The organism is Hyphomicrobium nitrativorans NL23, assembly GCF_000503895.1.
Classification (GTDB): domain Bacteria; phylum Pseudomonadota; class Alphaproteobacteria; order Rhizobiales; family Hyphomicrobiaceae; genus Hyphomicrobium_C; species Hyphomicrobium_C nitrativorans.
Genome location: NC_022997.1, coordinates 1,741,582 through 1,768,336, shown reverse-complemented (window position 1 = coordinate 1,768,336; position 26,755 = coordinate 1,741,582). Strand labels below are relative to the sequence as shown.

At 64.6% G+C, this 26,755-nt stretch carries 30 protein-coding genes and 1 other RNA gene; 11 read left to right on the top strand and 20 right to left on the bottom strand.

Annotation, left to right across the window (positions count from 1 at the left end):
• Window position 1: 1 nt before the first annotated feature.
• The 13 genes from ybgF to ruvB form a co-directional block, all read right to left on the bottom strand.
• The gene (gene ybgF / locus W911_RS08195) at window positions 2-1,063 is read right to left on the bottom strand and encodes a tol-pal system protein YbgF (RefSeq protein WP_023787076.1); all 1,062 of its coding nucleotides are present in this window, start codon (window positions 1,061-1,063) and stop codon (window positions 2-4) included.
• Window positions 1,064-1,190: 127 nt separating this feature from the next.
• On the bottom strand, window positions 1,191-2,252 hold the full coding sequence (locus W911_RS17320) for an OmpA family protein (RefSeq protein WP_023787075.1): 1,062 nt from the start codon (window positions 2,250-2,252) through the stop codon (window positions 1,191-1,193).
• 253 nt (window positions 2,253-2,505) lie between these two features.
• The gene (gene pal, locus W911_RS08185) at window positions 2,506-2,940 is read right to left on the bottom strand and encodes a peptidoglycan-associated lipoprotein Pal (RefSeq protein WP_051388531.1); all 435 of its coding nucleotides are present in this window, start codon (window positions 2,938-2,940) and stop codon (window positions 2,506-2,508) included.
• The gene (locus tag W911_RS19025; protein ID WP_425277586.1) at window positions 2,880-3,011 is read right to left on the bottom strand and encodes a hypothetical protein; all 132 of its coding nucleotides are present in this window, start codon (window positions 3,009-3,011) and stop codon (window positions 2,880-2,882) included. Before W911_RS19025 ends, pal begins: the two co-directional genes overlap by 61 nt.
• A gap of 719 nt (window positions 3,012-3,730) precedes the next feature.
• The gene (locus tag W911_RS18890; RefSeq protein ID WP_023787074.1) at window positions 3,731-3,865 is read right to left on the bottom strand and encodes a hypothetical protein; all 135 of its coding nucleotides are present in this window, start codon (window positions 3,863-3,865) and stop codon (window positions 3,731-3,733) included.
• A gap of 271 nt (window positions 3,866-4,136) precedes the next feature.
• Entirely contained in the window at window positions 4,137-5,423 is a 1,287-nt protein-coding gene (tolB, locus tag W911_RS08180) for a Tol-Pal system beta propeller repeat protein TolB (protein ID WP_051388746.1), read from the bottom strand.
• A gap of 324 nt (window positions 5,424-5,747) precedes the next feature.
• Window positions 5,748-6,824: a cell envelope integrity protein TolA gene (tolA, locus tag W911_RS08175; protein WP_041318012.1), complete on the bottom strand. Its 1,077-nt coding sequence runs from the start codon at window positions 6,822-6,824 to the stop codon at window positions 5,748-5,750.
• Between the two features lie 193 nt (window positions 6,825-7,017).
• Window positions 7,018-7,488, bottom strand: coding sequence for a protein TolR (tolR, locus tag W911_RS08170; protein WP_023787071.1), 471 nt, complete (start codon window positions 7,486-7,488; stop codon window positions 7,018-7,020).
• A gap of 8 nt (window positions 7,489-7,496) precedes the next feature.
• Window positions 7,497-8,210: a protein TolQ gene (gene tolQ / locus W911_RS08165; protein WP_023787070.1), complete on the bottom strand. Its 714-nt coding sequence runs from the start codon at window positions 8,208-8,210 to the stop codon at window positions 7,497-7,499.
• 268 nt (window positions 8,211-8,478) lie between these two features.
• Complete coding sequence (locus W911_RS08155; RefSeq protein WP_023787068.1) at window positions 8,479-9,135, bottom strand: carbonic anhydrase; 657 nt, start codon at window positions 9,133-9,135, stop codon at window positions 8,479-8,481.
• 95 nt (window positions 9,136-9,230) lie between these two features.
• The gene (locus tag W911_RS08150; protein ID WP_041318007.1) at window positions 9,231-9,755 is read right to left on the bottom strand and encodes a YbgC/FadM family acyl-CoA thioesterase; all 525 of its coding nucleotides are present in this window, start codon (window positions 9,753-9,755) and stop codon (window positions 9,231-9,233) included.
• A gap of 34 nt (window positions 9,756-9,789) precedes the next feature.
• A complete protein-coding gene (locus tag W911_RS08145) occupies window positions 9,790-10,713 on the bottom strand; it encodes a metallophosphoesterase (RefSeq protein WP_023787066.1) in 924 nt (307 codons plus the stop codon).
• Window positions 10,714-10,833: 120 nt separating this feature from the next.
• Window positions 10,834-11,874 (bottom strand): Holliday junction branch migration DNA helicase RuvB, encoded by a 1,041-nt coding sequence (gene ruvB, locus W911_RS08140; protein WP_023787065.1) that lies wholly within the window; start codon window positions 11,872-11,874, stop codon window positions 10,834-10,836.
• 314 nt (window positions 11,875-12,188) lie between these two features.
• On the opposite strand from ruvB, the gene W911_RS08135 reads away from it, so the two are divergent.
• A complete protein-coding gene (locus tag W911_RS08135; protein ID WP_051388530.1) occupies window positions 12,189-12,692 on the top strand; it encodes a GreA/GreB family elongation factor in 504 nt (167 codons plus the stop codon).
• A 60-nt stretch (window positions 12,693-12,752) separates the two neighbouring features.
• On the opposite strand, the gene W911_RS08130 is transcribed toward W911_RS08135, so the two are convergent.
• The 5 genes from W911_RS08130 to W911_RS08110 form a co-directional block, all read right to left on the bottom strand.
• On the bottom strand, window positions 12,753-13,004 hold the full coding sequence (locus W911_RS08130; protein WP_023787063.1) for a hypothetical protein: 252 nt from the start codon (window positions 13,002-13,004) through the stop codon (window positions 12,753-12,755).
• A 4-nt stretch (window positions 13,005-13,008) separates the two neighbouring features.
• Window positions 13,009-13,521 carry a hypothetical protein gene (locus tag W911_RS08125; protein WP_023787062.1) on the bottom strand — a complete coding sequence of 171 codons (513 nt, stop codon included), beginning with the start codon at window positions 13,519-13,521 and terminating at the stop codon, window positions 13,009-13,011.
• Between the two features lie 111 nt (window positions 13,522-13,632).
• Window positions 13,633-14,256, bottom strand: a complete 624-nt coding sequence (ruvA, locus tag W911_RS08120) for a Holliday junction branch migration protein RuvA (RefSeq protein ID WP_023787061.1) — start codon at window positions 14,254-14,256, stop codon at window positions 13,633-13,635.
• Window positions 14,253-14,783 (bottom strand): crossover junction endodeoxyribonuclease RuvC, encoded by a 531-nt coding sequence (gene ruvC, locus W911_RS08115; protein ID WP_023787060.1) that lies wholly within the window; start codon window positions 14,781-14,783, stop codon window positions 14,253-14,255. Before ruvC ends, ruvA begins: the two co-directional genes overlap by 4 nt.
• A 67-nt stretch (window positions 14,784-14,850) precedes the next feature.
• Entirely contained in the window at window positions 14,851-15,444 is a 594-nt protein-coding gene (locus W911_RS08110) for an HdeD family acid-resistance protein (RefSeq protein ID WP_023787059.1), read from the bottom strand.
• 219 nt (window positions 15,445-15,663) lie between these two features.
• Here W911_RS08110 and W911_RS08105 point away from each other — a divergent pair, with 219 nt between their 5' ends.
• Both W911_RS08105 and W911_RS08100 read left to right on the top strand, forming a co-directional pair.
• Window positions 15,664-15,957 carry a GlsB/YeaQ/YmgE family stress response membrane protein gene (locus W911_RS08105; protein WP_023787058.1) on the top strand — a complete coding sequence of 98 codons (294 nt, stop codon included), beginning with the start codon at window positions 15,664-15,666 and terminating at the stop codon, window positions 15,955-15,957.
• Between the two features lie 90 nt (window positions 15,958-16,047).
• A complete protein-coding gene (locus W911_RS08100; RefSeq protein WP_144083563.1) occupies window positions 16,048-16,389 on the top strand; it encodes a hypothetical protein in 342 nt (113 codons plus the stop codon).
• A gap of 63 nt (window positions 16,390-16,452) precedes the next feature.
• Here the strand turns inward: W911_RS08100 and gap are convergent, their stop codons facing one another.
• Complete coding sequence (gene gap / locus W911_RS08095) at window positions 16,453-17,460, bottom strand: type I glyceraldehyde-3-phosphate dehydrogenase (RefSeq protein WP_023787056.1); 1,008 nt, start codon at window positions 17,458-17,460, stop codon at window positions 16,453-16,455.
• Between the two features lie 251 nt (window positions 17,461-17,711).
• Between gap and W911_RS08090 the strand changes: the two genes are divergently transcribed.
• The 6 genes from W911_RS08090 (at window position 17,712) to W911_RS08070 (ending at window position 21,974) form a co-directional block, all read left to right on the top strand.
• On the top strand, window positions 17,712-18,059 hold the full coding sequence (locus W911_RS08090; RefSeq protein WP_023787055.1) for a DUF4164 family protein: 348 nt from the start codon (window positions 17,712-17,714) through the stop codon (window positions 18,057-18,059).
• 35 nt (window positions 18,060-18,094) lie between these two features.
• Window positions 18,095-18,258: non-coding RNA, 6S RNA (ssrS, locus tag W911_RS17795), on the top strand.
• Between the two features lie 53 nt (window positions 18,259-18,311).
• Entirely contained in the window at window positions 18,312-18,914 is a 603-nt protein-coding gene (locus W911_RS08085) for a 5-formyltetrahydrofolate cyclo-ligase (RefSeq protein ID WP_041318002.1), read from the top strand.
• Window positions 18,915-18,933: 19 nt separating this feature from the next.
• Window positions 18,934-19,758, top strand: a complete 825-nt coding sequence (locus W911_RS08080) for a TIGR00282 family metallophosphoesterase (RefSeq protein ID WP_023787053.1) — start codon at window positions 18,934-18,936, stop codon at window positions 19,756-19,758.
• 378 nt (window positions 19,759-20,136) lie between these two features.
• Window positions 20,137-20,886, top strand: coding sequence for a YebC/PmpR family DNA-binding transcriptional regulator (locus W911_RS08075; RefSeq protein WP_023787052.1), 750 nt, complete (start codon window positions 20,137-20,139; stop codon window positions 20,884-20,886).
• A gap of 53 nt (window positions 20,887-20,939) precedes the next feature.
• The gene (locus W911_RS08070; protein ID WP_023787051.1) at window positions 20,940-21,974 is read left to right on the top strand and encodes a class I fructose-bisphosphate aldolase; all 1,035 of its coding nucleotides are present in this window, start codon (window positions 20,940-20,942) and stop codon (window positions 21,972-21,974) included.
• Between the two features lie 97 nt (window positions 21,975-22,071).
• Here W911_RS08070 and W911_RS08065 read toward each other — a convergent pair whose 3' ends face one another.
• The gene (locus W911_RS08065; RefSeq protein WP_023787050.1) at window positions 22,072-24,396 is read right to left on the bottom strand and encodes a L,D-transpeptidase family protein; all 2,325 of its coding nucleotides are present in this window, start codon (window positions 24,394-24,396) and stop codon (window positions 22,072-22,074) included.
• Between the two features lie 467 nt (window positions 24,397-24,863).
• On the opposite strand from W911_RS08065, the gene W911_RS17315 reads away from it, so the two are divergent.
• Both W911_RS17315 and W911_RS08055 read left to right on the top strand, forming a co-directional pair.
• Window positions 24,864-25,520, top strand: a complete 657-nt coding sequence (locus W911_RS17315; protein ID WP_023787049.1) for a thiamine phosphate synthase — start codon at window positions 24,864-24,866, stop codon at window positions 25,518-25,520.
• 71 nt (window positions 25,521-25,591) lie between these two features.
• Window positions 25,592-26,593 carry a tetratricopeptide repeat protein gene (locus W911_RS08055; protein ID WP_023787048.1) on the top strand — a complete coding sequence of 334 codons (1,002 nt, stop codon included), beginning with the start codon at window positions 25,592-25,594 and terminating at the stop codon, window positions 26,591-26,593.
• Window positions 26,594-26,755 lie beyond the last annotated feature (162 nt).

The window sequence follows — 26,755 nt, the reverse complement described above, 5'->3', positions numbered from 1 at the left end:
GTCACGGGCAACCGATCCTTTGCCGCTCGCTGTCGGCGCGCGCTTTGAGCTGCGGCGGTGCGTTCGGGTATTTGCGCGCAACGCCTCCAAGGCTCGCGCACGCATCCTTTTGCTTGCCGAGCTGCGCAAGCGACATCCCGTGCTTGAGCTGAGCATCGGCGGCCTTGCCGCTCTTGCCGTACGACGAGATGACGAGATCGAACGCTTCGGCCGCGTCGGAGTAGTTGCGCTGCACGTAATGCGCTTCACCCAGCCAGTAGAGCGCAGAGGGCGCCAGCGGATCCTGCGGATGGCTGCGCAGAAAATTGCTGAACCCCGCCTGAGCCGAACCGTAGTCCTGCTGCAAAAGATGCCCGTAAGCGGTTTCGTAAAGCTGCTTCGCGTTTCCGCCACCCGCCGCGCCGCCGCCCATCGGATCGGCCGCCGCAACCTGATCGCCACCGAGCGAGGGCAACGCCTCCGAGCCATAGGTCGTCGGAGCCTGCTGCGCCACGGGCGCCTGCCCGAAACCGGAAGTGGGCGCTTGCCCGAAGCTGGGATCGGCCGCCAACGCGCCGATCGGATCGGCATTCTCGGCCGACGTCACCGTCGTCGATCCAAAACTCCTCGTCTCGATGCCGTCGTGCCCGAACCCGGACGGCGCCACGGCGTCGGAGCGGCGCTGCATCTGGCTCTGGCGCAGTTCGTTGGCAAGCTGCTCGACCTGCGCCGTCAGCGCGCGAATCTGCGTTTCCATACTGTCGAGGCGCGCGCTGTCGCCGACCATCCCGCCACTGGCCTCGGAGCGCACCGGCGCCGCCGCCACGCCGCCCGTGCGCGCCAGCGACTCGAGCGTCCCGATCACCACCTGCAAATCGACGAGTTGGCCTTCGAGCTGCTCCACACGCTGGCGCAAGGCGGACTCACCCCCGCCCTTCGCCTGCGCGCCGCCTTCCGCCTGGGCGAACGCCGCGACCGGCCACGCGAGCGCAAGAACCAGCACGCCAGCCACAACCCGCGAGACGCCGCGCCCGCTTACAGAGCGACCCTCTGGCCGGAACGAACGGTAGGGCAGAAATTGCATGGGCGAGACGCCCTCCTTCACAAGTCGATCTCTTGCACCTTAGAACCCGCAGCGCGCAAACACCACACGGAGGCCCAACGGGTCAGGTCTGTTTCGCCTGCTTTTCCGCGGCTCTTTTCAGGATCCCTCACTGGGATGCAGGAACGTCCGCGGAGTGCGGCGCGCCCTGCCGTGCCTGGCGCGCAGGCGTGTGACCCAAGCGGCGCGGCCCGTCAAGAAGGATCGTGATCGCCCGCCTGTTCTGGGCCATGCACTCGGCCGCCGGACAGTCCGCCACGCGCTCCTCCACACCGCGGCCGAACACGGCGAGCCGGTCTTCCGCCACACCTTCCGCCACGAGTTGATCGCGCACCGCCTGGGCGCGAGCACCGGAAAGCTTCACGAGTTCATCCTCCGACAGCGCCCCGTCGTCGGCATGGCCTTCGACCACGGCGGACAGCGCGGGACGCTGCATGAGGAAACGCGCCTGCGCCCGGATCACGCCCTGCGCGCGCATTCCGAGTTCCGCGCTTCCGGAGCTGAAGAAAACGCGGTCGCCCGCATCGGCCAGAAACGCCTCATCGACAACACGCGAAACGCGTGCTTCGAGCAGCACCGAGCGCGGCACTGCGGGCGGCTGAGAAAAGGACGTGGACGCCGCCTCGGCCTCTTGCGCGGCGCCCCACGGCAACGTCTCGGCATCCGGGCCCGCCGTCACATTGACGTCGCTCCCTCCGCTCGTCGCCTTCTCGCTGTAAATCCGGCCCAGATGCTGCCGCGCCTCGGAGGCCAGCTTGCTGTTGGGCGCATCTCCGATCAGTGCCTCGAACAGGCGCTGCGCCTCGGCGGTCTTGCCGCCGTCCAGCGCTTTCTTCGCCTCGTCGAAGCGGCTCTGCGCGGAATCAGCGGGCGAAACGCTTCTCCAACTCCGGAAAAACCAACGCCCGCTTCCTTCGTCCGCATTTCCGCGCCGCGTATCGGAAAGCCCGTCAGGCGGCTCGACAATGGAAAAACCGCGATGCCCGCTGCCCGGCGCGCCGAGACCGAACGCGCTCGATGCCTTGTCGTCCGGCGCGAGTCCGAGTTCCTGCGCCGACGCGGCACCCTGCACGAGTCCACAGCCGATCGTCACCACACTCGCCAACACGAGGCATCGCGAAATCGGCGTCACCGCAGCAACCCTGAAGGTCGAAGCATTGCCCGCAGTCATAGAACCCCGAAAATCAAGTTAATCCCGACACACTGAAAAAAATTTCTGCGCTCCCAATGAGGCCAAACTTTGCTTCGCCATCCCGCTGCCGCCCCAAAGAAAATCCGGCGTGCGCACCGGCAACAGCCGGCCTGGGCCCAAATCGACACAAAAGTGAGTCGGCACCAAAGAGAGCGCGGATACAAAAAAACCGGCCCCAAACAGGAGCCGGCTTTCATGAACCGGATGCGGCAAGCTTCGGCGAAGCCGCGCCCTACGATGCGACGCGCGTATTGAGCACGGTCTGAGCGCGGCGGTTCTGCGACCAGCACGAAATATCGTTACACACCGCGACGGGCCGCTCCTTGCCGTAGGAGATCGTGCGCACGCGATTGGCCTGCACGCCATTCTGCGCCAGGTAGTTGCGCACCGAAGCCGCACGCCGCGCACCGAGTGCGATGTTATATTCCCGCGTGCCGCGCTCGTCGGCATGGCCTTCGACGGTGATGGTGTACTGCGGATACTGCGCGAGCCACCGCGACTGCTTTTGCAGCGTGGCCTGTGCCTCGGGCGTCAGATCCGAGCTGTCGGACGAGAAGTAGACGAGATCGCCGACGTTGACGCTGAAATCGCGCTGCGTACCCGGCGTCACCGGCCCCGGCCGTCCGGTCCGAGCTGGGCCGAAGGATCGTTTTGGTTGTTGGCGCAGCCGCCCGCTACGGCCGCGAACACGACGAGCACAGCACCTGCAATGTGCGAGGCTCGCAAAACCAGCGCCATGAAATCATCCTTTCATCGGCTCGACGGCGACCTTCGCTGCGCCGGAACCCTGATAATCCCCGTGAATGCCCCGGATATCCGAGGCATCGTACGAAAATGTGGCCACCCGCCTGTACCTACCGAAAACTCCGATCGATCACTCCCATGAGGCGAACGACGGGACGACGCGAAAGCACATGTGAGCTTAGAGAACATCGACACGAGAGAAACGTTCGGCAATTCGCACCGTTTTCCCTGAATTTCTCGCCGGTCCTCCGCTGCCGCTGAGTCGGATCGCGGTGCGGGCCACCGGATACGCTCGATGCTCTAACCGCTGACGATCGAGCACCTGCAAGCAAAATGAGTGATCCACATCAGGCCAGCAAGCCGCGATTGGACGCGGAACCGATTCCCCTGGGGAAAGCGGCAAAGTGGCCGCACATCGAGCCTCGGACATGGAACCGCCGCAGCAAAGCGAACGATTCCCAAAATAAGAAAAGCTGCCGCAGCCGAAGCTACGACAGCTTTAAATCCTAAGCAGGGTCGGACTCAGCATCCAACCCGACTTTGAATTCTTTAGCGGACTTCCGTCACTGCCGGAGCGTCAACGCCGAGCTTCAGAGGCACAGCCTCTTCACGACGGCAAGCGCCGAGGGCAACAGCCACAACGGCAGCAGTGAGAACGATAGCGCCCTTCATAGTAGTATCTCCTGTGTGTGTCCCAATAGTCGTTTCGGACGTTAGCGAGCCACTTCCGTGGCAGTCGGAACCTCAGCGCCGAGCTTCAACGGCACTGCTTCCTCACGACGGCACGCACCGAGCGCAACAGCGACAACGGCAGCCGACATAACAATCAGCCCCTTCACACCCTGCATGGTTTATCTCCTGATGCTTTCGGCAACGAGCCGAATATTTGGGTACTGGCCCAGCATGATTTGTTCAAGAACAGAGGGATGAGCGACACTGTTTTCCACCCCTGTTGATGCGAAAATGCCACGCCGATCATTGGGCTTCGCAAAGCAATATCCGCCCTTCAGGGGGAACAGATAACCCTCTGAATCGAAAAGCCAATTCTCAACGCCGCATTACATGCGCGCCGACACGAAACAATAACAATGCCTGGTTAATTGGCCGTTAAACTCTGGCTCAATTCAGGAGCGATGACCAAGCCGGATCCGACGCGAATGAAGGCGTCTTCACGACTCGCTCGTTATACCCCGTGAGATCGACCGAATAGATTCGCGGACCGGCCCCGTCGCCCCGCCCTTCACGGAAGAACATGAGCACGCGGCCGTTGGGCGCCCAGGTCGGCCCTTCGTTATGGTACCCCTCGGTCAGAATACGCTCGCCCGACCCGTCGGGCCGCATCACGCCGATCAGGAATCGGCCCGCAAGCAGCTTCGTGAAGGCGATATAGTCGCCGCGCGGAGACCAGACCGGCGTCGAATAGCGCCCCTGCCCCATGCTGATGCGGCGCGCGTTCGAGCCGTCGGAATTCATCACGTAGATCTGCTGCGTCCCCTCGCGATCCGATTCGAACACGATCTGCCGCCCGTCGGGCGCGTAGGACGGGCTCGTATCCAGCGAACCGGCCCCCGTGAGCTGGCGCGGCTGGCGGCTCCTCAAATCCATTTCGAAAATGTTGGAATCGCTTCCGCTCTGCAGGCTCATCACCACGCGCTGCCCGTCGGGTGAAAACCGCGGCGCGAATGTCATCCCCGGAAACTCGCCCACCATCTCGCGCTTTCCGGTTTCGAGGTTCATGAGAAAGACCTGCGGCTGGTCCTTGGTGTAGGCCATGAACGCAATCTCGTTCGCCGCCGGATTGAAGCGCGGCGTCAGCACCAGCTCCTGCCCCTGCGTAAGCAGGCGCACGTTCTCGCCGTCCTGATCCATGATCGCGAGCCGCTTGACGCGCTTCTCGCGCGAGCCCGTCTCGTCGACGAACACGACACGTGTGTCGAAGTAGCCGACTTCGCCCGTCAACCGCTCGTAGACCTGGTCGGCCACGAGATGCGCGAGCCGCCGCCAGTTCTGTCCGCCGACCGTGAACCGCTGCCCGGCGAGCTGCTTGCCGGTCGCGACATCCCACAGCCGGAATTCGGCGCTGAGACGGCCATCGTCACCACGCGTGACGCGGCCCACCGTGAGCGCTTCCGCGCCGATCTGCCGCCAATCCGGAAAGCGCGGCAACGCATTGACATCACGAATATTTTCAAGGAACGAGGCCTGATCCAGCGGCTGGAACAGGCCCGTCCGTTCGAGGTCGGCCATCACCACGTGCGCCACATCCGCGGCAAGCCCCGGATCGTCGCCGACGAACGTCGGAATGGCAATCGGGATCGGCGCAACGGTACCCTGCCGCTGCGTGCCGCGAAGGCCGCCCTCGGCCGAGAAGCCGTCCGCGCCGTACTGCCCGCCGCCGCCATCCATGCCGCCCTGCGGCGGCGGCCCCGGCGGCCCCTGAAAATCGCCCTGCGGAGGCGGGGGCACGTCGAACCCGCCTTGCCGAAGCTGCTGCTCGAAGCTCCCGCCACCGCCCGCTCCGGCCGGCGGACGATAGGCATCGTCCACTTGAGCGACCGCCGCGAACGGAACGAGAAGCACCATCAGCGCGAACGCGGCCATGAGCGGAACGACAAACGCCGAAAACGACGCGCGAAGATCGGCCAGGCCGCGGAAGGGGGAACGGAGGTCGGTCATGGTCCTCATCTTCGGTTGGTTTGTGGCCTTATCACGCAAAACGCGACGCAAGCCTTACATCATCTCGCGCGGATCGAAATCCCACGTCAGCGAACGCCACGCCCAATATCTGTCGGGCGGAAGCTGGAATGGCGAACACATGCGCACGGCCCGGATAGCTGCCTCCGCCGCGATCTGGAACACCATACCTTGCCGCGGCGCCTCCACCATCGGCTCCCCGTCGAGCGAGCCGTCCTGCCTGAGCCGCCAGCGCAGCGTCACAACCGTCGTCTCGATGCCGCCGCCACCGCCCGGAAGCTTCCAGCAACTCCTGAGCTGCGCGCTGATCTGCGCGCGCAAGAGATCCTGCTCGCGCACCGAAAGCACCGGCGCGTCTCCCATCTGCGCGCCCGCCGTCGGCCCCGAGTAGTCCGTCGGATTCATCGGGTCCGTCGCGTAGTTGGAAGCCCCCTGGCGCGTCGGGTCCTTATCGAGCAACGCGGCGAGCCGGTCGGCCTGTTGCTGCTTTTTCTTCTTCTCGGCTTCCTTGCGCTTCTGCTCCGCCTGCTTTTTCTTCTGCGCGTCGGCCTTTTTCTTCGCGTCCGCCTTCTTCTTGGCGTCGGCAGCGGCCTTCTTCTTCGCCTCTTCTGCCGCTTTTTGCTTCGCTTCTTCCGCAGCCTTTATCTTGGCTTCCTCGGCCAGCCGTTCGGTCTCAGCCTTTTCGGCCGCGGCCTTCTCGTCGGCGGCTTTCTTGGCGAGTTCCTCGGGCGTGGGTCCTGGGGGCGGCAACTCCGCAAGCTTCTCCGCAATCGGGTCGGCCTGAGGCTCCGGCGGCGGAGGCGGCGGCTCGACTTTCGTCTCTTTCGGCGCGGGCTCGGGTTCGGGAGCGGGCTCGGGCGCGATAATCGGCTTCGAATCCGCCTGCACCTTGCTCTGATCGTCCGGCTTGGCGTCTTCGTTTTTCTTGGCTTCGAGCTCGGTCGAGGTCTCGCTGCCCTTCTTGAGCGCGAGGAACTCCGACGGCGTAACCAGCGCCACCATGATCGGCTCTGGCTCCGGCGCCTTCAACGGCTCGGTCCACAACATGGCGAGGAGCGCCCACGCCATGAAGCTGCCGTGCAGGAATACCGAAAGCGTCAGTCCGAGCCGCACCGGCAAACCCCATTCCGGTTCATGGAGACCTGAAATCCTGCACGCGGCGAAGCGTGGCAAGCATTCGGCAACCCTGCGGCGGTGTGCATGTCAGCACGGCTCCCCCGCATCGCCCTCATCGCTCGCCTCGTCTCGATCATGCCGTTGTCCTCGCCCGGAATCGCCTCTCCGGGCGATCGAACCCTGACGGGCCTCATTGCGCGGTCGGGCTCGCCCCGTCCTCCAATTCCGTCACCAGCGACACCTTCTTGAACCCGCCGGCGCTGATTCGGCCCATCACACGCATCACCGTGCCGTAATTGATGCCCTGATCGCCACGCACGAAAATCTGCTCGTCCACACCGTTCTTCGCGATGGCCTTGAGCTTCTCGGGCAATTCGTCGAGCGGCACCGCCGTCTCGCCGATGAAAACGTCGCCGTTCGCCGAAACCGAGATCGTGAGTGGTTCGCTGGCCGCCGTTTCGAGTTGTTTGCCCTGAGACTGCGGCAGCTCGATGGGCACGCCGACGGTCAAAAGCGGCGCCGCCACCATGAAGATGATGAGCAGCACCAGCATGACGTCCACGAACGGCGTGACGTTGATTTCGCTCATCGGCGCGGCGCGGCGGCGCCGTCCTCTGCGCCGTCCCCCGCCCCCGCCGCCGGTATTGAGACTTGCCCCCATCGACCCCGTCAGCTCCTCACGTCGATCTGACGCGAGACGATCGCGGCGAACTCATCCGCAAACGCTTCGAGCCGCTGGCTGATCTGGGCCGAATCGGCCTGAAATTTGTTGTAGAAAACCACCGCCGGGATGGCGGCCATGAGGCCGAGCGCGGTCGCGAACAGCGCTTCTGCGATACCCGGCGCCACCACGGCAAGGTTCGTATTCTTCGACACCGCGATGGCTTGGAACGCCGTCATGATCCCCCATACGGTGCCGAACAGGCCGACGAACGGCGCCGTCGAGCCCACGGTTGCAAGGAACAGCAGCCGCCGGTCCAGCCGTTCCATCTCACGGCTGATGGTGACGTCCATCACCTTCTCGACGCGAAGCTGAATGCCGCCCAGCGCCCGGATATTGCCTTCCACGGAACGCTTCCATTCACGCATCGCCGCGACGAATAAGGCCGCCATCGTGATCGTGTGCCCGCGGGAAAGCCCGTTGTAGAGTTCGTCCAGCGATTGGCCGGACCAGAACGTCTGCTCGAAGCGGTCGGCTTCGATGCGTGCGCGGCGAAACGCGAACAGCTTTTCGATGATGATCGCCCACGACCAGATGGACGCGAGCAACAGCCCGGCCATAACGGCCTGGACCATGGGCGACGCCATGAGGAAGAGTTCGATGAAGGATACGCCATGCGCACTGGGCGCAAGAGCTTGTTGCGTGACGTCTTCCGGATTCATGTCGTCAACCGTCTTTAGAGGCTCGGACCGTGGTCGTCCCGGGCGGCATAGCCCGACACGTAACCCCCCGTTCCCATATGTGAGCGGGCGGCCACGTGCCTCGTAAAGATGTTGGTGCCCGATTCGGCAAGCGGCTCGATCGCGGATTGAACGTGCACTGGCACGTACGCGCCATCAAGGCCCTTGTTGCCGCGCAATATGACAAAACAAGGGCCGGGAGCGGCGCCTCTCGCGCCCTTTAGACGAAGCGGAGAACAAATCCCCCACACTACCGTCCCGTCATCTCCAACAGCCCGCGCCACGTCCCCGTCGCGCCGTCGTAGGCTTGGATCTCGCCTTCCGTCATGTCGTACAGCCAGCCGTGAACACCGACACGCCCTTCGCGCACGCCCGTCGCCACGATCTCGTAGCTCATGAGGTTGTCGAGTTGGAACTGGATGTGCGCGCGTACCGTCGCGAGCGCGCGGTCTTCCTCGGCCACGCCAGCCGCCGCGATCAGCCGGTGCGCAGGCCGCGTGTACTCCACCCAGCGACCGAGATGCGCCTCCTGCTGCGGCGGGATCGGCTCTGACAGCGCCTGGATGCCTCCGCATCCGGTGTGTCCGCACACCACGATGTCGTCGATGCCGAGATGGCCGACCGCATACTCGATGGCCGCCCCGACGGTATCGTCGCCTGCCCACGCGGGCGGCACGCAGTTGGCGATATTGCGCACTTCGAACAGCTCGCCCGGATCGGCCTGCGTGATCTGCGACGGCACCACCCGGCTGTCCGAACACCCGATCCAGAGCAGCCGTGGCTTTTGCCGCGCGACGGCAAGGCTTTTGAAGAACGTCCGGTCACGCTCGAATTCGAGCCGGAACCGCTCGTAACCTTCGATGGCATCCCGAATATCCGGATCGAGCCCATCGCGATCGTTCGTCATGGCATCCCCCAAGTGATCGTTTCCGTCCCCTGGGCCGCATCATTCCCGCATGGCGATGACTTGTCTATGCGCGTCAAGCAGACAGGGCCGCTCGCTCAGCCGTTCCCGGCTCCCGGCCCCAGCACCTTGGCCGTGTCCGCCCCGCCGAACGCCCCGCGGATCGCGGTCGAGAGCCGGAGCGGCTTACCGGATACTGCAACCAGCACCACCGTGACCTCGGCTTCGAACACGCGCCGTCCGTCGGGCCCGATCACCGTCTGGATCAGCGTCACGCTCGCCCCGCCGAGTTCCTTCACGCGCGTCTCGACGACGAGAACGTCATCCATGCGCGTCGGCCGGACAAAATCGCAGGTCATCCGCCGGACGACGAACGCCGCAGGTTCCACGCTCGCCGAACCGTCGATGAGGCGGCGCGCATCCGTGCCGAGCAGACGCAGAAAGTCCGTCCGTCCTCGCTCGCACCAGCGGATGTAGGAGGCGTGATAGGCAATGCCGCCCGCATCCGTATCCTCGAAATAGACGCGGACCGGCAGCACGTGCCAGCGACCCATCTCGTCGTCGACGAGACGGCCCGCAAGATCGGGCCAGGATTGCGCAGTCGTTGGGGCTTTGTCGCTCATGCCGTTTTGAAAGCCGATTACGCCCGCTTTGTCATCAGCCAATCGCGGGCCCGGAGCCAAGTTCGATCAGGACGATCTCGGGCGGCACGCCGAAGCGGATCGGCAGAGACGAGCATCCAAGCCCGCCCGACACCACAAGATGGCGTCCCTCCTCCACGATATGTCCCTGCAAATAACGCTGGCCGAACCGCGAGGGCACGATGGGCGCATACCCCGCGAACCGCACCTGCCCGCCATGCGTATGCCCGGCAACCGTCAGCGCAACGCGATCCGGAACCTCCGGAAAGATGTCGGGCTCGTGCACCATCAGCACCACCGGCGCGTCGTCTGTGATCTTGGCAAGCGTCCCCGGCAGATCGTCGACACCCTCATAGGCATGAACGCCGCCGACCTTTTTCTTGCGGTCTCTCGGCCAGAACGCCCACTGGTCACCAAGACCCGCGAGCCAGAACGGTTGTCCGTTCTTCTCGAAACGAATGGCATCGTTCTCGTAAACCGGAATTCCGGCGTCCTCCAGCGCGACACCGACAGGAGTGGGCCCCCGTCGTGTCATTTGGATTTCGCGCTTTTCCCACCAGTCGTGGTTGCCCAAAACGGCGTGGGTGCCGAACGGGGCTTTGAGGCCAGCGAGCACCCGCGCCCAGTCCTTGTGTGGAATAGGGCGGCCCAGACGCGGCCCCGCCACGAAATCTCCGAGCAGGAGAACCGCGTCGGCATTGAGCGCATTCGCGCGCTCGACGACGCCCTCCAGCCGGTCAAGGCTGAACCACGGATCGCAGATATGGAAATCGGTCAGCACAGCGAGCTTGAGCGCGAACCCTTGCGGCCACGCAGAGGGCGAGATGGCATAGCGGCTCACGCCGAGGCGGAACGGCTCCGCCAATGCGTAACCTCCCAAGCTCATGGACCCGACGCCGGTGACAACCAGCCCTTTGATGACCTGTCGACGAGAAAACACGCGAGCTCCTTGGCAGCCACGAATTATGCGGAGAGTTTGCTAACGGTGCGTCAAGAAATTCGGAACGAGCCCAAACGCCCGCGCCTGTCGTTGGCGCAAACCGGGCCACCGCTCACGATCCTACTCCTCACCCTCTTCGAAAATCGGCAACTCTGGCGTTGCCGCCCGCGCGGGCCCCGAAAGCCCGAGGTGCCGATATGTCTTCAGCGTCGCCACGCGCCCGCGCGGCGTACGCCCGATGAAACCCTGCTGCAACAGAAACGGCTCGACGATCTCTTCGAGCGCATCCCGCGGCTCGGACAGCGCGGCCGCCAGCGTCTCGATGCCGACGGGGCCGCCCTCGTAGTTGTGCACGATGCACGCGAGATAGCGGTGATCGAGCGAATCGAGCCCGGCCTGATCGACTTCGAGCGCACTCAGCGCCTTATCCGCCACACGTGCATCGATGATGGGCGCGCCCGCGACCGCCGCGAAATCCCGCACGCGCCGAAGCAGACGGCCCGCGATCCTGGGCGTACCCCGCGCGCGCCGCGCGATCTCGACCGCACCGTCCGGCGAAATCGCAGCGCCCAGCACGCGCGCGCCTCGCGTGATCACGCTCTCCAGTTCCTCGACCGTGTAGAAGTTGAGCCGCACCGGAATGCCGAAGCGGTCGCGTAGCGGCGTCGTCAGCAGACCGAGCCGCGTCGTCGCACCGACCAGCGTAAACTTCGCAAGATCGATCCGGACCGACCGCGCGCTCGGCCCCTCGCCGATGATGAGATCGAGTTGGAAGTCTTCGAGTGCGGGATAAAGGATTTCCTCCACCGCCGGCGTCAGGCGATGGATCTCGTCGATGAACAGCACATCGCGCTCTTCGAGATTGGTGAGCAGAGCCGCAAGATCGCCCGCTTTCGAAATCACGGGGCCCGACGTCGCGCGGAACCCGACGCCAAGCTCCTTAGCGACGATTTGCGCAAGCGTCGTCTTGCCGAGCCCTGGCGGGCCGGCGAACAGCACGTGGTCGAGCGCGTCGCCCCGCGACTTGGCGGCCTCGATGAACACGCGCAGGTTCGCGCGCGCCTGCTCCTGGCCCACGAATTCGGTGAGCGAACGCGGCCGGATCGACGTCTCGTAGACGTCCGCCTCGCGTTTCGCTCCGCTGATGAGGCGGTCGGTCATGTTTTGTTCGTGGCGCTATTCGTCACCTTCGTCAAGCGCGGCACCGCAACACCGGGCGCACTCTCTGCCGGGGCACTCCGCCCCTCCCTTAAAACGGAATGATCTGGTATCTATATGGTTTGACGTAGCTCCGTTTGAGATAGAAGCGCCGTGGCCAGACCGCAAAAATCCCGCACAGGTTTTCTCGTCGCAGGACCGTAGCCCTGGTTCGGCAAGCCCTTTGGCCGGCCGAGCCAGGGTTAAGCCTTTCACATCCTCAAAACCCGAATTCGTTCGTCCCGGCCGCCATGCGCACCGGGCCACCGGAGCTTGCGATGTCATCGATCCAAAACCACATTACCGCAAAAGATTCCGCCTACCTGCAGTCGCTTTTGAACTCCAAGGACCAGGACGAGGATTATCTCGCCCTCCTGCGGGGGAAGCTCGAAAACGCCAATCTGCTCCTCGACCACACCGTCGACCGCCGTGTCGCGACCATCGACAGCCGCGTCGAGATCAGCATCGGCGGCGGCTTCACCGAGGAGCGCATCCTGACCCGCGACGAGAAGGCATCGAACCCCGGCAACGCACTTCCCATCACGACGCCTCGCGGCCTCGCGCTGCTGGGCCTGAAGGAGGGTGACGTGTTTCCGCTGCGCAAGCCGAACGGGATCATCGAGCCGATCAAGCTGATCAAGGTTGTCTATCAGCCCGAAGCCGCGAAGCGCGGCGAGGAAGCGGGTGCCGTCGTCCAGTTCCAGCCGCACTGGAAAAAGTCGCTGGGCACCGACGCGGACATGGCGTCCGACAACGACGATCCCGGCCCCGGCGCCGCCTGATCCGGCCATCGACAGACAAACGCGCCCGGGATGCAAACATCCCGGGCGCGTCTTTCGCCGTCAAGTCCGGCTACGGGACCGGCAAACGAGCCGGCCGAACAGAAGCGCGATCAGCGGCGGCACGGCAGCCAGCGCACCGAAGAACAACGCGTGCCTGAGCGTGGCAGCGTTCAGCGCTTCGATGGTGCCAGGATCGTTGGCGGAAATGTCGAGCGGCACGTAGGGCGCGTTCATGAACCCGTAATAGGCCACAAGGCCCGTCCAGATCAGCGACAGCACGAGCCACACGGGAAACGAGAACAGCTTGCACATCGGATCAATCCCGTTGAACTTGAACGTTGGTACACCGCCCGGCGAGGTTTTGATAATGAATGCTTTTCAAGCCCGCTTCGAATTCCTGACGCGCGGCTGTGGCCGGTTCGTAATCGTAGATCGAGATCGTAATCGGCTCCTGGTGAAACCCGGCAGCCGTATTATCGACGACCCTGATCTCTGAACTCAATTGCGAAGGATGGACCGAACCGTCGAACGCCCACTCCGGGAACGGCGGCTGCTTCGCATCCACTGAGCGTTCCGATCCATTCAGCTCGATGAGATAGAGCTGCCGGAAATGAAGGCGCTCTTCGCGGTCGACGTTGAACAGGAATTCCACCCGCGGCTCCTTCCCCGACAAGCGAAAGAAAACGCAATAAAGCTGGGGTTTGGTTGCGACGATTTCCGGCGCGGACGCGGTCTCGCGTTTTTCTCCGCCGTCAAAGAGCAGGGCGTAGCCCGCCACGATCGACACAGCCAGCAGTCCGACAGCCACGACAACAGCAGACGTGCGCAAAACAGCCCCCGCGATAAAAAGAGGAATTCAGTTTGCCGTAAGGTTAGCCGCAGGGGTTCCCTTTGCAAGGCTTCCGAAACGCGCCCGTCGCGTTCGCCCGCGGCGACAAGACTACCGCGCCAGTTCCTTCAAGCCGCGCCGGATCAGCTTCGCCGTGTCGGCTTCCACCCCAAGCTCCGTCACCGCCGCGGCCACCGCGGCGGACGCCTGCGCCGGATTGTAACCGAGATTGGTGAGGGCCGAGATGGCCTCCGCCGCCGCCTGCCCCTCGACCGGCACGTCGGATGCACCTGCGCTCGGCCCCGTCTGCGGCACGTTGAGCCCCGCAACCGACAGTGCCGGCGCCTTGTCCTTGAGCTCCGTCACGATCCGCTGCGCGAGCTTCTTGCCGACGCCCGGCGCCTGCTCCACCGCCGCGAAATTCCCGAGCGCCACCGCGTTCGCAAGCTCCTGCGTGCTCATCACGCCAAGCACGCCCAGCGCCACCTTGGAGCCCACGCCCTGCACGTTCTGGAGCGTGCGGAACCAGCTCCGCTCGACTTCGCTCTTGAAGCCGAACAGCCGGATCGCATCCTCGCGCACGTGCGTATCGATGGTCAGCACCACCTCCTCGCCGAGCTTGAGATTGCGCAGCGTGCGCGTCGAAAGCTGCACCTCGTAGCCGACCCCGCCCACATCGATGATGGCGTGCGCTTCGCCGATGGCGTCCACCTTGCCCCTGAGCTGGCCGATCATCCGCGCGCCTCCACTTTCGCGATCCGTTTGGCGAGCGACGCCGCGCCGCGATGGTTCGCGTGGCAGATCGCAATCGCGAGCGCATCCGCTTCGTCCGCGCTGTCGAAGCGCGCTTTCGGTAACAGGAAGCCGATCATCGCCTGCACCTGCCGCTTCTCGGCATGCCCGGTGCCGACGACAGCTTTCTTGATCAGGTTCGGCGCATATTCAGCAATCGCGAGCCCGCGCATGGCGGGCGCGAGCAGCGCCATGCCGCGCGCCTGCCCGAGCTTCAGCGTCGCGCGCGCGTTCTCGTTCACGAACGTCTCTTCGACGGCCGCTTCCCGCGCGCCCGATGCCGCGATGACGCTCGTCAGCCCCTCGAACAATTCGCGCAGCCGGTAGGCGAGATCCTCGTCCGAAGTCGACGTGACGAGCCCCGACGAGACATAGCTCAGCCGGACGCCATCCGTTTCGATGACGCCCCAGCCGGTGCGCCGAAGCCCCGGGTCGATGCCGATGATTCTGATTTGTGCCTGCCCCCGCATAGCCACGCCATATCACGGCCGCGACTGATTCGTCGTCGCGGCCGTGCGCGCGCCTTCGCCCAATGCGTTAAATGCGGACCGCTGCGTGCTTGCGTAGCCTCAGCGCGAAGCCGATCAACAGCCCGCCGAAAATGATCGCGAACGAGCCGATCACGAGCACCATGGCGAGCGCGCCCGCGCCCGGCCATGCGACGAGCAAGCCGCCGAAGACCACGGAAAGAACGCCGCTCGCGACAAGCCACCATTCGCCCTCGATCTCATGCCGGAGCTTGATCGCGCCGTATATCTGCAGAATACCCGTCACGACCGCCCACGCAGCAATGAACATCAGCAGCACAAGGCCGGTGATCTGCGGATAGAAAATTGTAAGAACGCCGACGCCGATGCCCATCACGCCGACAAGCGCCAGCCACCATCGGGGCGTTGGCGTCCCGCCGCGCACGGCTGCGATCAGCGACAGCGCACCGTCCGCGAACGCAAACCCGGCATAGAGCAAAATCAGCGTGAGCAGCGTAATGCCCGGCCAGATGAAGGCCAGCACACCGAACAGAATGGCCAGCACGCCGCGCAGCATGATGACCCACCAGTTTCTGGCAAGCGCATCGAGCATGGGACGCATCCGAACGGCGCCCGGCGGATAGGTCGTGGGTGAAGCCTGCATGACCAAACTCCTGGTTGGTCGAAAAAAGCCAATCCCCCACTGGACCAATCTATACCGCAAGCTCGCACCTCACCAGGGCCGCCGAGCATGCGGTCAACAATCCCTGAACGGTTCACGTTAACAAAAACACAGGACAGAGGTTCCGGCACCCTATCGGCTCGTCCGTGATAGGCTCATTCTCCGAAGGTTCGCTTCGCAACACCTCATCGGGAGGTCGCCATGTCCGTTACCCTGGATCACATCGTCGTTTGGATCATCGTAGGGCTCATCGCCGGCAGCCTCGCAGGGCTCGTCGCCAAGGGCGAAAAGCGCGGCTTCGGCCTCTGGAAGAATCTGGGCCTTGGGCTCGCCGGCGCGCTTGTGGGCGGTCTCCTGTTCCGGTTGCTCAACCTGCTGCCCGGCCTCGAACGCGTAACGATCTCGCTCAGGGATGTCGTCGCCGCCTTCGCGGGATCGCTCCTCGTGTTGCTCATCCTCTGGTGGCGGGGAAAATCCACACCCACCTCGCCCTGATCCTGTTGACCGCCGTCCCGTCTCGCATCATCCCTTCGCGAGGGCCGTGATCCGACGCGCCCGGAGGCGACGTTCGGAGAGCATATGGTCATGCCAACAGAGCTCGGCACAGGCGAATGGACGATGATCTGGGGCGCGGGCGTCATGCTCGTCGCGCTCTTCGTTTTGTGGCGCGTCTCGCGCTACGATCTCGTCGGCGCCGCCTGGGACAGCGCCTGGCATGTCGCGAGAGGCAAGCGTTCGACCGAAAGCCCGACAGCCCTCGAAGAAAAATATCGCGACATCGCGGGGCAAGCCTCCGTCACGGGCAAGGCGCGCCGCGCCGCGGGCACCGTCATCGGCCACTTCATCGCGAAGGTCCTGAGCGTCGTCGCAACCGTCGCACTCCTGATCGGCCTCGCCCTCATCGGCCTCGGCTGGTACTGGCTGTAAAAGAAACACCCCTCTCTCCCGGTGGAGAAAGGGGCGTTTCAAAAGCCGAGGGATCGTTTCCGCTTAGAGCAGCTTGCCCATCGCAACGGCCGTATCCGACATGCGGTTCGAGAAGCCCCACTCGTTGTCGTACCACGCGAGCACGCGCACCAGCGTGCCATCCAGCACCTTGGTCTGATCGAGGTGGAAGATCGACGAGCGCGGATCGTGGTTGAAGTCGATCGACACGTTCGGCTGATCCGTCACGCCCAGCACGCCCTTGAGGTGCTGAGACGCCGCCGCCTTGATCGCCGCGTTGATTTCGTCCTTGCTGGTCTCGTTCTTGGCCACGAACTTGAAGTCCACCACCGACACGTTCGGCGTCGGCACGCGGATCGAGGTGCCGTCGAGGCGGCCGTTGAGCTCCGGCAGCACGAGGCCTACGGCCTTCGCGGCCCCCGTCGTCGTCGGGATCATGGCGAGCGCGGCAGCACGCGCGCGGTAGAGATCCTTGTGCAGCGTATCGAGCGTCGGCTGATCGCCCGTGTAGCTGTGGATCGTCGTCATGAAGCCGCGCTCGATGCCGACGAAATCGTTGAGCACCTTGGCCACCGGCGCGAGACAGTTCGTCGTGCACGACGCGTTCGAGACCACGAGGTGGTCCTTCGTGAGCTTGTCGTGGTTCACGCCGTAAACGACGGTCAGATCCGCTCCGTCCGCAGGCGCCGAAACGAGTACGCGCTTGGCGCCGGCCGTGAGATGGGCGGACGCCTTCTCCTTGCTCGCGAAAATGCCGGTGCACTCGAACGCGATGTCGACGCCGAGTTCCTTATGCGGAAGCTCCGCCGGGTTCTTCACCGCCGTGACCTTGATGGGGCCACGGCCGAGATCGAGCGAATCGCCCTTGACCGTCACTTCGCCGGGAAACCGCCCGTGCACGCTGTCGAAGCGCAAGAGATGCGCATTGGTCTCGACGGGACCGAGGTCGTTGATCGCCACCACCTCGACGTCGGTGCGGCCCGACTCGTAGATCGCGCGCAAGACATTGCGGCCGATGCGGCCAAATCCATTGATCGCGACCTTGATAGCCATAAGGGATCCTCCAATCGGGGTGTGTTCGTCTCGGGCGGCTGGAAAAGAGGGCCGAAGCGCCTGAAAAGCCGCCGGGCGGGCGCCATTAAGTTGGCGCGCCCCCGCCCTGTCAATGCTGCGCGCCGCCACACGGGGTTTTCCGCCCTAAAGTAGGACCTCGCTAACGCTCCGGCAGGGTCGTTTCTTGCACCGCCTGATTGGATTTCCTATGGTGAGGCGGGCCCGAGGGGACCCGGCCAAAACTGGCCGCATTGAGGGAGTTAGGCGGGGAAGATCATGGCTCCACGAGCGAAGGAGAAGGTGAAGCGCGCAACAAGCCGCACCCGCTCCAAGACACCTGCCGCCTCCAAGGCGCCGGCAGCACCAAAGATTGCAGCACCGAAGGCGGCCGCGGCATCCAAGCGGGCGGATACGGGCGCCCCCCTGCGCGCCTCGAAACACGGATCAAATCGCTGGAGCAGGAACGCGACCGCCTCAAATCGGATCTTGAGGCCGCACACATGCGCATTGCCGCTCTCGAAGAAAGCCGCAGCGCCGTCGCCAACCGTATCGATTGGGTGATCGAGCGCCTCGGCGGCGTCGTCGAGCGTGGCGACTGATCCTCTCGCTTTTTCCCGAGGCTGCGCTTACATAGCTAGTGCTGCGGGGTTCGTCAGGAACACATGAATCTCCAGGGCCTATAAGATCTGCCTGGGAGCTGTCCCTGGCCGGGGCCGTGGCCCCGGACATATGGCGCCCACCTTACATTTGTAGGGACCCGGCGAGATCAACCGTTCCAACGGCCACCGCGGCACTTTGCTTCTTTGCCAGCCCACATGCCCGAAACGCCCTATTCCCGAAACGATCGCGCCTTGACTGATCTCACGCCATCCCCGTCCGTCGACGAGCTCAAGAAGGATCTGCGCCGCCGCGCCAAGGCCGTGCGCAGCGAAGCCTTTGCGAAAGCGGGCGCAGCCACCGCCGAGACCATCGCAGGGCACGGCATCGCTTTTGCCGGGCGGAACGCACCGGCCATCGTGTCGGGCTTTCTCGGCATCGGCGACGAAATCGACCTCACACCGCTGATGACACGGCTCGAAAGCGAAGGCTACCGGCTCGCGCTTCCCGTCATGGAAGGCAAAGGCAAGCCCCTCGTGTTCCGCGCCTGGTCGCCGGGCGAGCCGCTTGGCGAGACCATGTGGGGCATCCGCGAGCCCCTTCCGACGGCTGAAACCGTCGACCCCGATATCGTCCTCGGCCCCCTTCTCGCGTTCGATTCTCGCGGCTACCGGCTGGGCTACGGCGGCGGCTTCTACGACCGCACACTCGCCCGCCTCCGCGCGCTGAAACCGATCGTTTCCATTGGCATTGCCTTCGACGAGCAGCGGGTCGACGCCGTCCCCCACGTGGATTATGACGAACGCCTCGATTGGATACTGACCCCCTCAGGCCCGCTGAAGTGCGAAGCCGCATGACAATCAAAGGCCACCTCTGATGCGCCTGCTCTTCCTCGGCGACATCGTGGGCCGTGCGGGCCGCCGCGCCGCAATCGAGGCGATCCCTCGTCTCCGCAAACGCTACAAGCTCGATTTCCTCGTCATCAACGGCGAGAACGCAGCTGGCGGCTTCGGCATCACAGAGAGCATCCACGAAGAACTGATCGACGCGGGCGCCGATGCCGTAACCCTTGGCAACCACGCCTTCGACCAGAAGGAAACGCTCGTCTACATCGCGCGCCAGGAGCGCCTGATCCGCCCGCTCAACTTTCCGCCCGGCACCCCCGGACGCGGTGCAGCCCTCATCCGCGCAAAGAACGGCGCCGACGTGCTCGTCATCAACGCCATGGGCCGCGTGTTCATGACGGAGATCGATTGCCCGTTCCGCGCTATCGACCGCGAGCTCACCGCCTGCGCATTGAAATCCGGCGCCGATGCGATCCTGATCGACTTCCACGCCGAAGCGACAAGCGAAAAGCAGGCGCTCGGCCATTTCGTCGACGGCCGCGCGAGTCTCGTTGTCGGCACCCACACGCACACGCCGACATCCGACGAGCGCATCCTTCCCGGCGGCACGGCCTACATGTCGGACGCGGGCATGTGCGGAGACTACAATTCGGTACTGGGCATGGACACCGAGGAACCCCTGAACCGCTTCCTCACCCGTCTCCCGCGCGAGCGCTTCGAGCCTGCGCTCGGCCCCGCGACGGTCTCGGGCCTCGCGGTCGAGACGGACGACGCGACCGGCCTCGCCGTGCGCGTAAAAAGCTTGCGGCTCGGTGGCGTTCTGGAGCCTACCGAGCCGCTCTTCTGGGTCGAGTGAGAGAGAGAGTTTATGGCAACCACGTGAGGATGGGGTCTTCCCCTCCCTCAGCGTAAGTGGTGAGCATGCTCACCCTGTCCGCGATTGGGCATTGGCGGTATGAGCCCAGATTAGGCGATTCTGACCCCCTTCGCGAGGCTCTCGCAAGGGTGCCTCCGCAACGCAAGAAGCTCATTTCAGGGCAAGAAGCTCGCTAAAACAACGGCGTAGATTGTTTCGGGGCATGAACGAAACGCCGAAAAACTCTCGGGATTGCGGCCCTTTCGGCACACCCGGGGCTTGACCCGCGACAGGCCCCAGCCCAATAAAACGGGCATCCTGCAGCCTTTCGCAGGGTTGCTCCACCAACAGCCTAGAGACGGACGAGCTTCGGACAAAATGGCCGGACATTCAGCGTTTAAGAACATCATGCACAAGAAGGGCCGCAAAGACGCGGCCCGCGCCAAGATGTTCGCCAAACTGGCGCGAGAGATCACGGTCGCGGCCAAATCCGGAATGCCCGACCCGGACAAGAACCCCCGGCTCCGACTCGCCGTCCAGGCCGCACGCGCCGAAAACATGCCGAAAGACAACATCGAGCGCGCCATCAAGAAAGCGGTCGGCGGCGATACTGAAACCTACGAAGAGATCCGCTACGAAGGCTACGCCGCAGGCGGCGTCGCCGTCATCGCCGAAGCCCTGACAGATAACCGCAACCGCACCGGCGGCGCGGTGCGCGCCGTGTTCACGAAGCACGGCGGAAATCTCGCCGCAACGGGCTCGGTGGCGCATATGTTCCAGCACGTGGGCGAGATCCGCTTCAAGCCGGACGCAGGCTCGGCCGATACGGTGCTCGAAGCCGCAATCGAAGCTGGCGCTGACGACGCCGTCTCCGACGACACCGGCCATCTCGTGACGTGCTCGTTCGATAGCCTCGGCACCATCGCCGCCGCCCTTGAAGAAAAGCTCGGCGAACCGCAAAGCGTCAAAGCCGTTTGGAAACCGAACCTCACGACCGACGTCGACGAGGACAACGCGCAAGCCATCATGAAGCTGATCGCCGCGCTGGAAGACGACGACGACGTACAGAACGTTTTTGCCAACTTCGAAGTTTCTGAAGAGGTCCTGAGCAAACTGACGGCTGCGTGAGCCGAGGCTCGGACCAATCCCCCCGATAAATAGAACACGAGGACGAGAGGCCCATGACCGAAAAGCTCGAAGACATCGCCCAGGCAATGGTCGCACCCGGCAAGGGCATCCTCGCAGCCGACGAAAGCACCGCGACCATCAAGAAGCGGTTCGACAGCATCGGCGCCGCCTCCACCGAGGATCTGCGCCGCGACTACCGCGAAATGCTGTTCCGCTCCACCGACGCCATGAAGAACTACGTCTCCGGCGTCATCCTCTACGACGAGACGATCCGCCAGAAGGCAAAGGACGGCACCACCCTCGTCGAGATCATGAAAGCCGCGGGCGCGATCCCCGGCATCAAGGTCGACACCGGCGCCAAGCCGCTTGCAGGCCCGACGTCCAAAATCGAAACCGTCACCGAAGGCCTCGACGGTCTGCGCGAACGCCTTGCCGAGTATTACGACCTCGGCGCACGCTTCGCGAAATGGCGCGCCGTCATCACCATCGCGGATGGCCTGCCGAGCTGGGGCTGCATCAAGGCCAATGCCCACGCTCTCGCCCGCTACGCCGCGCTCTGCCAGGAAGCGAACATCGTCCCCATCGTGGAACCTGAAGTCCTCATGGACGGCGCACACGCCGGCCACGACATCGACGAATGCTACCGCGTCACCGAGTGGACACTGCGCACCGTGTTCCGCGAGCTGTATGACGCCCGCGTGTCGCTCGAAGGCATGGTGCTGAAGCCCAACATGGTCATCGCTGGCCAGAAGAGCGCGCACCAGTCCTCGCCGGAAGAAGTCGCCGAGAAAACGATCCGCTGCCTCAAGTCCACGGTGCCGTCCGCCGTGCCCGGCATCGCCTTCCTCTCGGGCGGCCAGTCGGACGAACTTGCCACCAAGCACCTCTCGCTGATGAATGCTGCGGGCAACCTTCCCTGGGCACTCACCTTCTCGTACGGCCGCGCGCTTCAGGCCGCAGCCCTCAAGGCGTGGGGCGGCAAATCGGAGAACGTCGCCGCCGGCCAACGCGCCTTCGCACACCGCGCGCGCATGAACAGCCTCGCTGCCCTCGGCAAGTGGGACGACAAGCTCGAACAGGCCGCCTGAGGCCGAGCTTCCGAACACTCCACCGAAACGAAAAACGGAGGCGATCGCGAGATCGCCTCCGTTTCCTTTTCCCACGCCACGAATGTGACGGACAGCCTCAGTTCAGCCAGAAGCCCGTAATCGCGTCGGAGAGCGTCTGCGGCGCCTTGTACTTCGACGACGACTTGCTGACACCCTTCTGTCCCGCGCGCGGCCGCTGCTGCACGGGCTCCGTCGAAGCCGTCTCAACGCTTGCCGGATCGCGCGGAAGCGCACGGCCAAGCAGCGCCGACGAGATGCGCCCGTCGAGGCCGTACACGTCGGAGAACGTCGACACCTTTCCGTTTTCGTCTGCCTGCGCGGTGAAGTAGACCATGTGCACCGGAATACGGTTCGTATGACGGATCTCCCCGCCGCCACGAATGGCCCGCTGCACACCGCCCTCATCCAGCCCGTTGCCCTCACGCAGCATAATGGCCGCGAACTCCATCGGGTTCTGCACACGGATGCAGCCGTTCGAAAGCGCGCGGTTCGAGCTTGAGAACAGGCCCGGCTCGATCGTGTCGTGCATGTAGACGTCGTGCTTGTTGCGGTAGATGAACTTCACCTGGCCGAGCGGGTTCTTCGGCCCCGGCGGCTGCACGAAGCTGAAGTTCTGCACGTTGGCCCGGCTCCAATCGACGCTATCCGGATTGATCTGCCGCCCGTTCTGGAAAACGTTGAGGCCATAGGCACGGATCACATCCGAGGGCGAAGGCCCCGAGCTGAAAAACAGGAAGCCGCCGCCGCTCTCGGCCGCGCGCCGAAGCCGCGGCGCAAGCTCGCGCTGCTTGATGCCGTTCGGCATGCCCCACGTCGGATTGAAGCCCACGAAGTCCATGTCGGCCGAGAACACCGGCGTCGCAGTGTTCGGCTTGCCGACAATGATCTTCTCCCTGAAGATCACCTCGTCGCCCTTGTAAACGCGCGTGACGTACTCAGGGATATTGTTCCAGACGTGCACGTCGCCGAGGTCCTCCGGCAGCCACCGCCAGCGCTCCATGTTAAGCTCGATGAGTTGGACCATGCGTCCGGGATCGGGGCCGCGCTGCCCGTCCACCTCGCGATTGAGCGCGCGCCGCGTGCCGTTGCCCAAGAGGCCGTCCACCGAGATCTGCTGTTCCACCTGGAACGCCTTGAGCGCGATTTCGAGCTCCTCGTCGAACATCGTCTCCGAGGCACCGGCTTCCGCAGGCACCTTGAGCCGCTTGCGAAGCTGCACGATCTCAGGATCGTCGCTGCCGAGCCTCAGCACGCCGGGGCGCTCCGGCAGCCGGATCAGCAGCGCAGGATCGACTTCGACATCCGCTTTCGACGGACCGCGCGCCTTCAGCAGCGCCTTATGCAGCAGCTTGAAGCCTTCATGCTGCGGATGCAGCCCCTTCAGATAACGGTCGGGCGCGTCGCTCTTCGCCAGCTCCGCGATGACCGTGTTCGGATCTCGCACCGGCGGCGTGACGTCGAGCAGCATGCTCACCGACGAGGGCGTGATGCGCCCGCCGCGGGCGTGCCGCGCGTACTTCAAGAGTTCGAGGCTGAGACGGGCTTCCGCTTCCGCGAGCGCACCCGGAGACGGCTCGGAAACGTTGAACCGCGGCAGCGCGAACGCATCCGGCGAAAGCCCCCACTCGGCAGCCTTGTTCAATTCGTTGAGCGCGGTTTTACCCTTCGCCGTAAAGCCCTTGGCATCGACCCACAGAGGCGCCTCCGTCCGCGCGCCGTAGAATGCCGTCACGGCATCCAGGTCCGCTTTATCCGCCGTCACCTTGCTGGACGCATCGGCAAGCCAGGTGCGCACGATCTCGACGACGGGATCGGCGCGCACCGGCGCAGGCGTCGCGACCTCAGTCGCAGGCTGCTCGACGGCATCGACGGCGGCAACCTCAGGGGTGTCCTCGGTCTTCGCTTCTTCGGATGCGGTTTGTGCTGGCGCGCTGGCGGGCGGAGCCTCGGGAGAGGCGATATCCTGTTCGGCCGCCTCGGCCTCGTTGCGATGACGCTCGGCAATCTCGTCCACGACAGCATCGGTCTGAGCCCTGTCGGGCGCGCCCGACGCCGCAGCACGCGCCTCGGATGCGCTCTCTTTCGAAGCGCTGTCTTTCACGGCCGTATCTTTGGAAGCAGGCTTTGCCGCAGCGGCAGCCGCCTCGGTTTTCGGGGCCGTCTTCTGCTCGCTCGCAGCCAACGCATCGAGCGCCCGTTTCTGAGCTTCGATGGCCGCACGCGTCATCGCCTGCGCCCGCTTCCGATGCTCCTCGTCCGCCTCACGCCGCGCGGCATCCGCCGTCGCCGCCTTCGCTGCGGGAGCTGCCCGATCCGGCACGGGGTCCGCCCACGCGCCCGACGCGGGAAGCGTAAGAACGGCGGCAAGCACGGCAGCGGGCAGGGAAACGGTTCTGAGCATCAATTCGGCTCCGTCTAACGGGGACGCGGCACCCTTCGTTTCAAGTCGGTCTCTTCAAGTCCGGGCGGCGTGAAGTCCTGGCTCTAGCGGTTTGCACAAATGCAGGCACAAGCGTGGCCATTTCGTGCCGCCGACCCATTTTCTCAAGACACCCAATGTCGTGCGCTCCCCCGCCCCGTCGAAAAGCGACATCGAACGAGAAACGGCAGCCGTTGCATCTCACATCCGGAGGGAACGGGCCTGAGGGGAGCCAACTGTCTCCGGAATCAACACTTTCCGGACGAATCGCTCGGGCTCGACGATAACGGGAAAGCCTTCCCGGGCCTAGGTCGCAGGAACCGGCCCCTGCGGCTTTCTCACTAACGTTGCACAATGGCCCGCGGTGTCTCTTTTCCGCCAGCTTTGGGACGGATAGGCTCGCGGCCAACGCCAATCCCGCCTCCGCGACCGGAAAGCCATCGACGGACATGACCGACAAAGCCCCCGTGAAACCCCGCACCAAGCTGTGCCTCGTCGCGGAAACGCGCAGCGATCCCGAGTGGTGCGCCATCGTGGCCGCCGCGTTGGAGACGACAGCGGCCGTCACCCTCGTGCTGATGCCCCCGAGCGGTGCGTCCGGCATCGCCGCAGACGACGCGCGCCCACTCGTCGAGCTGGCGCAGAAGCGCGATTGCGCAGCCCTCCTGGTGGACGATGTTGCAACGGCCCGCGATGTCGACGCAGACGGCGTGCATCTCACATGGCGTCCGGACATCGAAACCGCTTATGGCATCGCGCGCGGAGAACTCGGCGCCCGCAGCATCGTCGGCGTCGAAGCCGGCACCTCGCGTCACGATGCCATGACGCTCGGCGAGGCCGGCGCCGATTATGTCGCCTTTACGCTCGCATCCACCGAGGAGACCGCTCTCGACGCCCAAGCGGATCTCATCGCATGGTGGTCGGACGTGTTCGTCGTACCGGCCGTCGCGTTCGCGCCCGGGCCGGCGGAGCAAACGGCCCGCCTCGCCCAAAGCGGGGCCGATTTCATCGCCCTCCACCTGCCCGCTGGACTTGCGCCGGATGCAATCGAGGACTGGGCCAGGTCCGCGGTCGCCGCCATCCGGCTCGAAGCCGATGCCGCCTAGACCGATGGTTCAGGCATCAGGCTGACAGGGCCTGAAGCGTGAACCATCGATCTCATGAAAGATGATAGAGCGTGAAGACAGGTCATTTCATCCTTCTGGGTTGCGTTGGTCTCGTGTTCGGCGTGGTGGGCGGGCTCGCCATCAGCGGCATGCTCCCGCCGCTGCCCTTTTCATGGGGCACAAGCCAAGCGCCCTCCCCTAAGCTTCAGAGCACGCCGGACGCTCTGCCGGAGGACGACGCCGCCTATGCGGCCTTCGACCAGGGCAAGTATCTCACCGCGCTCAAGCTTGCGGAGGAAGCCGCGGCGCGCAACGACCCACAGGCACACACGCTGATCGGCCGGATCTACGCCGACGGCCTCGGCATCGCGCGCGACGAGAGCGTCGCCGCCCGGTGGTACGCGCGCGGCGCAGAACTCGGCGACGTCCAGGCCATGCTGGCGCTCGGCACCATGCTGGCCGAGGGACGCGGCGTCGACAAGGACATGGGACTGGCGGCGGAAATGTTCGAAAAAGCCGCGATCACCGGCGATCCGCTCGCGAATTACAATCTGGGTCTCATGTTCCTCCGGGGCACCGGCAAACCCGAAAACCCGCATCGCGCGGCCCAGCACATCCAGTACGCCGCAGAGCGCGGCATTGCCGCCGCTCAGTACGACCTCGCCGTGCTCTACATCGACGGACGCGGCGTGCCCCACGACGGCCTGGAGGCTGCCCGCTGGAGCGCCCGCGCCGCCGAGCAGGGCCTGCCCGCCGCCGAGTACGACTACGCCGTCATGCTTCTCCAGGGGCGCGGCCTCAAAGCCGACGAGGCGAAGGCCGTAAAGTACCTCTCGTCCGCCGCCGAAAAAGGCGTGGCAGGCGCGCAGAACCGGCTGGGCCATGTGTACGCGGAAGGAGCCGGCGTCGATGCAAGCGCCGTCCAGGCCGCCAAATGGCGGCTGATCGCCAAGGCCGCCGGCGTCGAGGACGAAAGGCTCGACCAGTTCGTCGCAGCTCTCTCGGAAGACGAGCGCACGGAAGCCGAAAAAGCCGCCGAAGATTGGCAAACGCGCAAGCAGATCATGCCCTGACGCATCCTGCGCAGAGCGGCGGAACGACACCGGACACAGCGAAAAGGCTGAAAGGGGTTGACCTTCCCGGCGGAACCCTTAGAGCCTCGCCAGGGGCGCCGCCCTGCTTGCGCCTCGTCGATCCTCGATCCTTTTCAACCCTGTTCGGACATCGCACCCGCT

Coding starts and splice junctions, on each gene's coding strand:
- tolR (WP_023787071.1), bottom strand. CDS start 7,488: ATGGGGGCAAGTCTCAATACCGGCGGCGGGGGCGGGGGACGGCGCAGA.
- W911_RS08075 (WP_023787052.1), top strand. CDS start 20,137: ATGGCCGGACATTCAGCGTTTAAGAACATCATGCACAAGAAGGGCCGC.
- W911_RS08110 (WP_023787059.1), bottom strand. CDS start 15,444: ATGCAGGCTTCACCCACGACCTATCCGCCGGGCGCCGTTCGGATGCGT.
- W911_RS08150 (WP_041318007.1), bottom strand. CDS start 9,755: ATGAGCGACAAAGCCCCAACGACTGCGCAATCCTGGCCCGATCTTGCG.
- W911_RS19025 (WP_425277586.1), bottom strand. CDS start 3,011: ATGGCGCTGGTTTTGCGAGCCTCGCACATTGCAGGTGCTGTGCTCGTC.
- W911_RS08135 (WP_051388530.1), top strand. CDS start 12,189: ATGTCATCGATCCAAAACCACATTACCGCAAAAGATTCCGCCTACCTG.
- W911_RS17315 (WP_023787049.1), top strand. CDS start 24,864: ATGACCGACAAAGCCCCCGTGAAACCCCGCACCAAGCTGTGCCTCGTC.
- ybgF (WP_023787076.1), bottom strand. CDS start 1,063: ATGCAATTTCTGCCCTACCGTTCGTTCCGGCCAGAGGGTCGCTCTGTA.
- W911_RS08130 (WP_023787063.1), bottom strand. CDS start 13,004: ATGTGCAAGCTGTTCTCGTTTCCCGTGTGGCTCGTGCTGTCGCTGATC.
- ruvC (WP_023787060.1), bottom strand. CDS start 14,783: ATGCGGGGGCAGGCACAAATCAGAATCATCGGCATCGACCCGGGGCTT.
- W911_RS08155 (WP_023787068.1), bottom strand. CDS start 9,135: ATGACGAACGATCGCGATGGGCTCGATCCGGATATTCGGGATGCCATC.
- W911_RS08105 (WP_023787058.1), top strand. CDS start 15,664: ATGTCCGTTACCCTGGATCACATCGTCGTTTGGATCATCGTAGGGCTC.
- gap (WP_023787056.1), bottom strand. CDS start 17,460: ATGGCTATCAAGGTCGCGATCAATGGATTTGGCCGCATCGGCCGCAAT.
- tolB (WP_051388746.1), bottom strand. CDS start 5,423: ATGGATGGCGGCGGCGGGCAGTACGGCGCGGACGGCTTCTCGGCCGAG.
- W911_RS17320 (WP_023787075.1), bottom strand. CDS start 2,252: ATGACTGCGGGCAATGCTTCGACCTTCAGGGTTGCTGCGGTGACGCCG.
- ruvB (WP_023787065.1), bottom strand. CDS start 11,874: ATGACCGACCGCCTCATCAGCGGAGCGAAACGCGAGGCGGACGTCTAC.
- ruvA (WP_023787061.1), bottom strand. CDS start 14,256: ATGATCGGCCAGCTCAGGGGCAAGGTGGACGCCATCGGCGAAGCGCAC.
- W911_RS08065 (WP_023787050.1), bottom strand. CDS start 24,396: ATGCTCAGAACCGTTTCCCTGCCCGCTGCCGTGCTTGCCGCCGTTCTT.
- W911_RS08080 (WP_023787053.1), top strand. CDS start 18,934: ATGCGCCTGCTCTTCCTCGGCGACATCGTGGGCCGTGCGGGCCGCCGC.
- W911_RS08100 (WP_144083563.1), top strand. CDS start 16,048: ATGCCAACAGAGCTCGGCACAGGCGAATGGACGATGATCTGGGGCGCG.
- tolQ (WP_023787070.1), bottom strand. CDS start 8,210: ATGAATCCGGAAGACGTCACGCAACAAGCTCTTGCGCCCAGTGCGCAT.
- W911_RS18890 (WP_023787074.1), bottom strand. CDS start 3,865: ATGCAGGGTGTGAAGGGGCTGATTGTTATGTCGGCTGCCGTTGTCGCT.
- W911_RS08070 (WP_023787051.1), top strand. CDS start 20,940: ATGACCGAAAAGCTCGAAGACATCGCCCAGGCAATGGTCGCACCCGGC.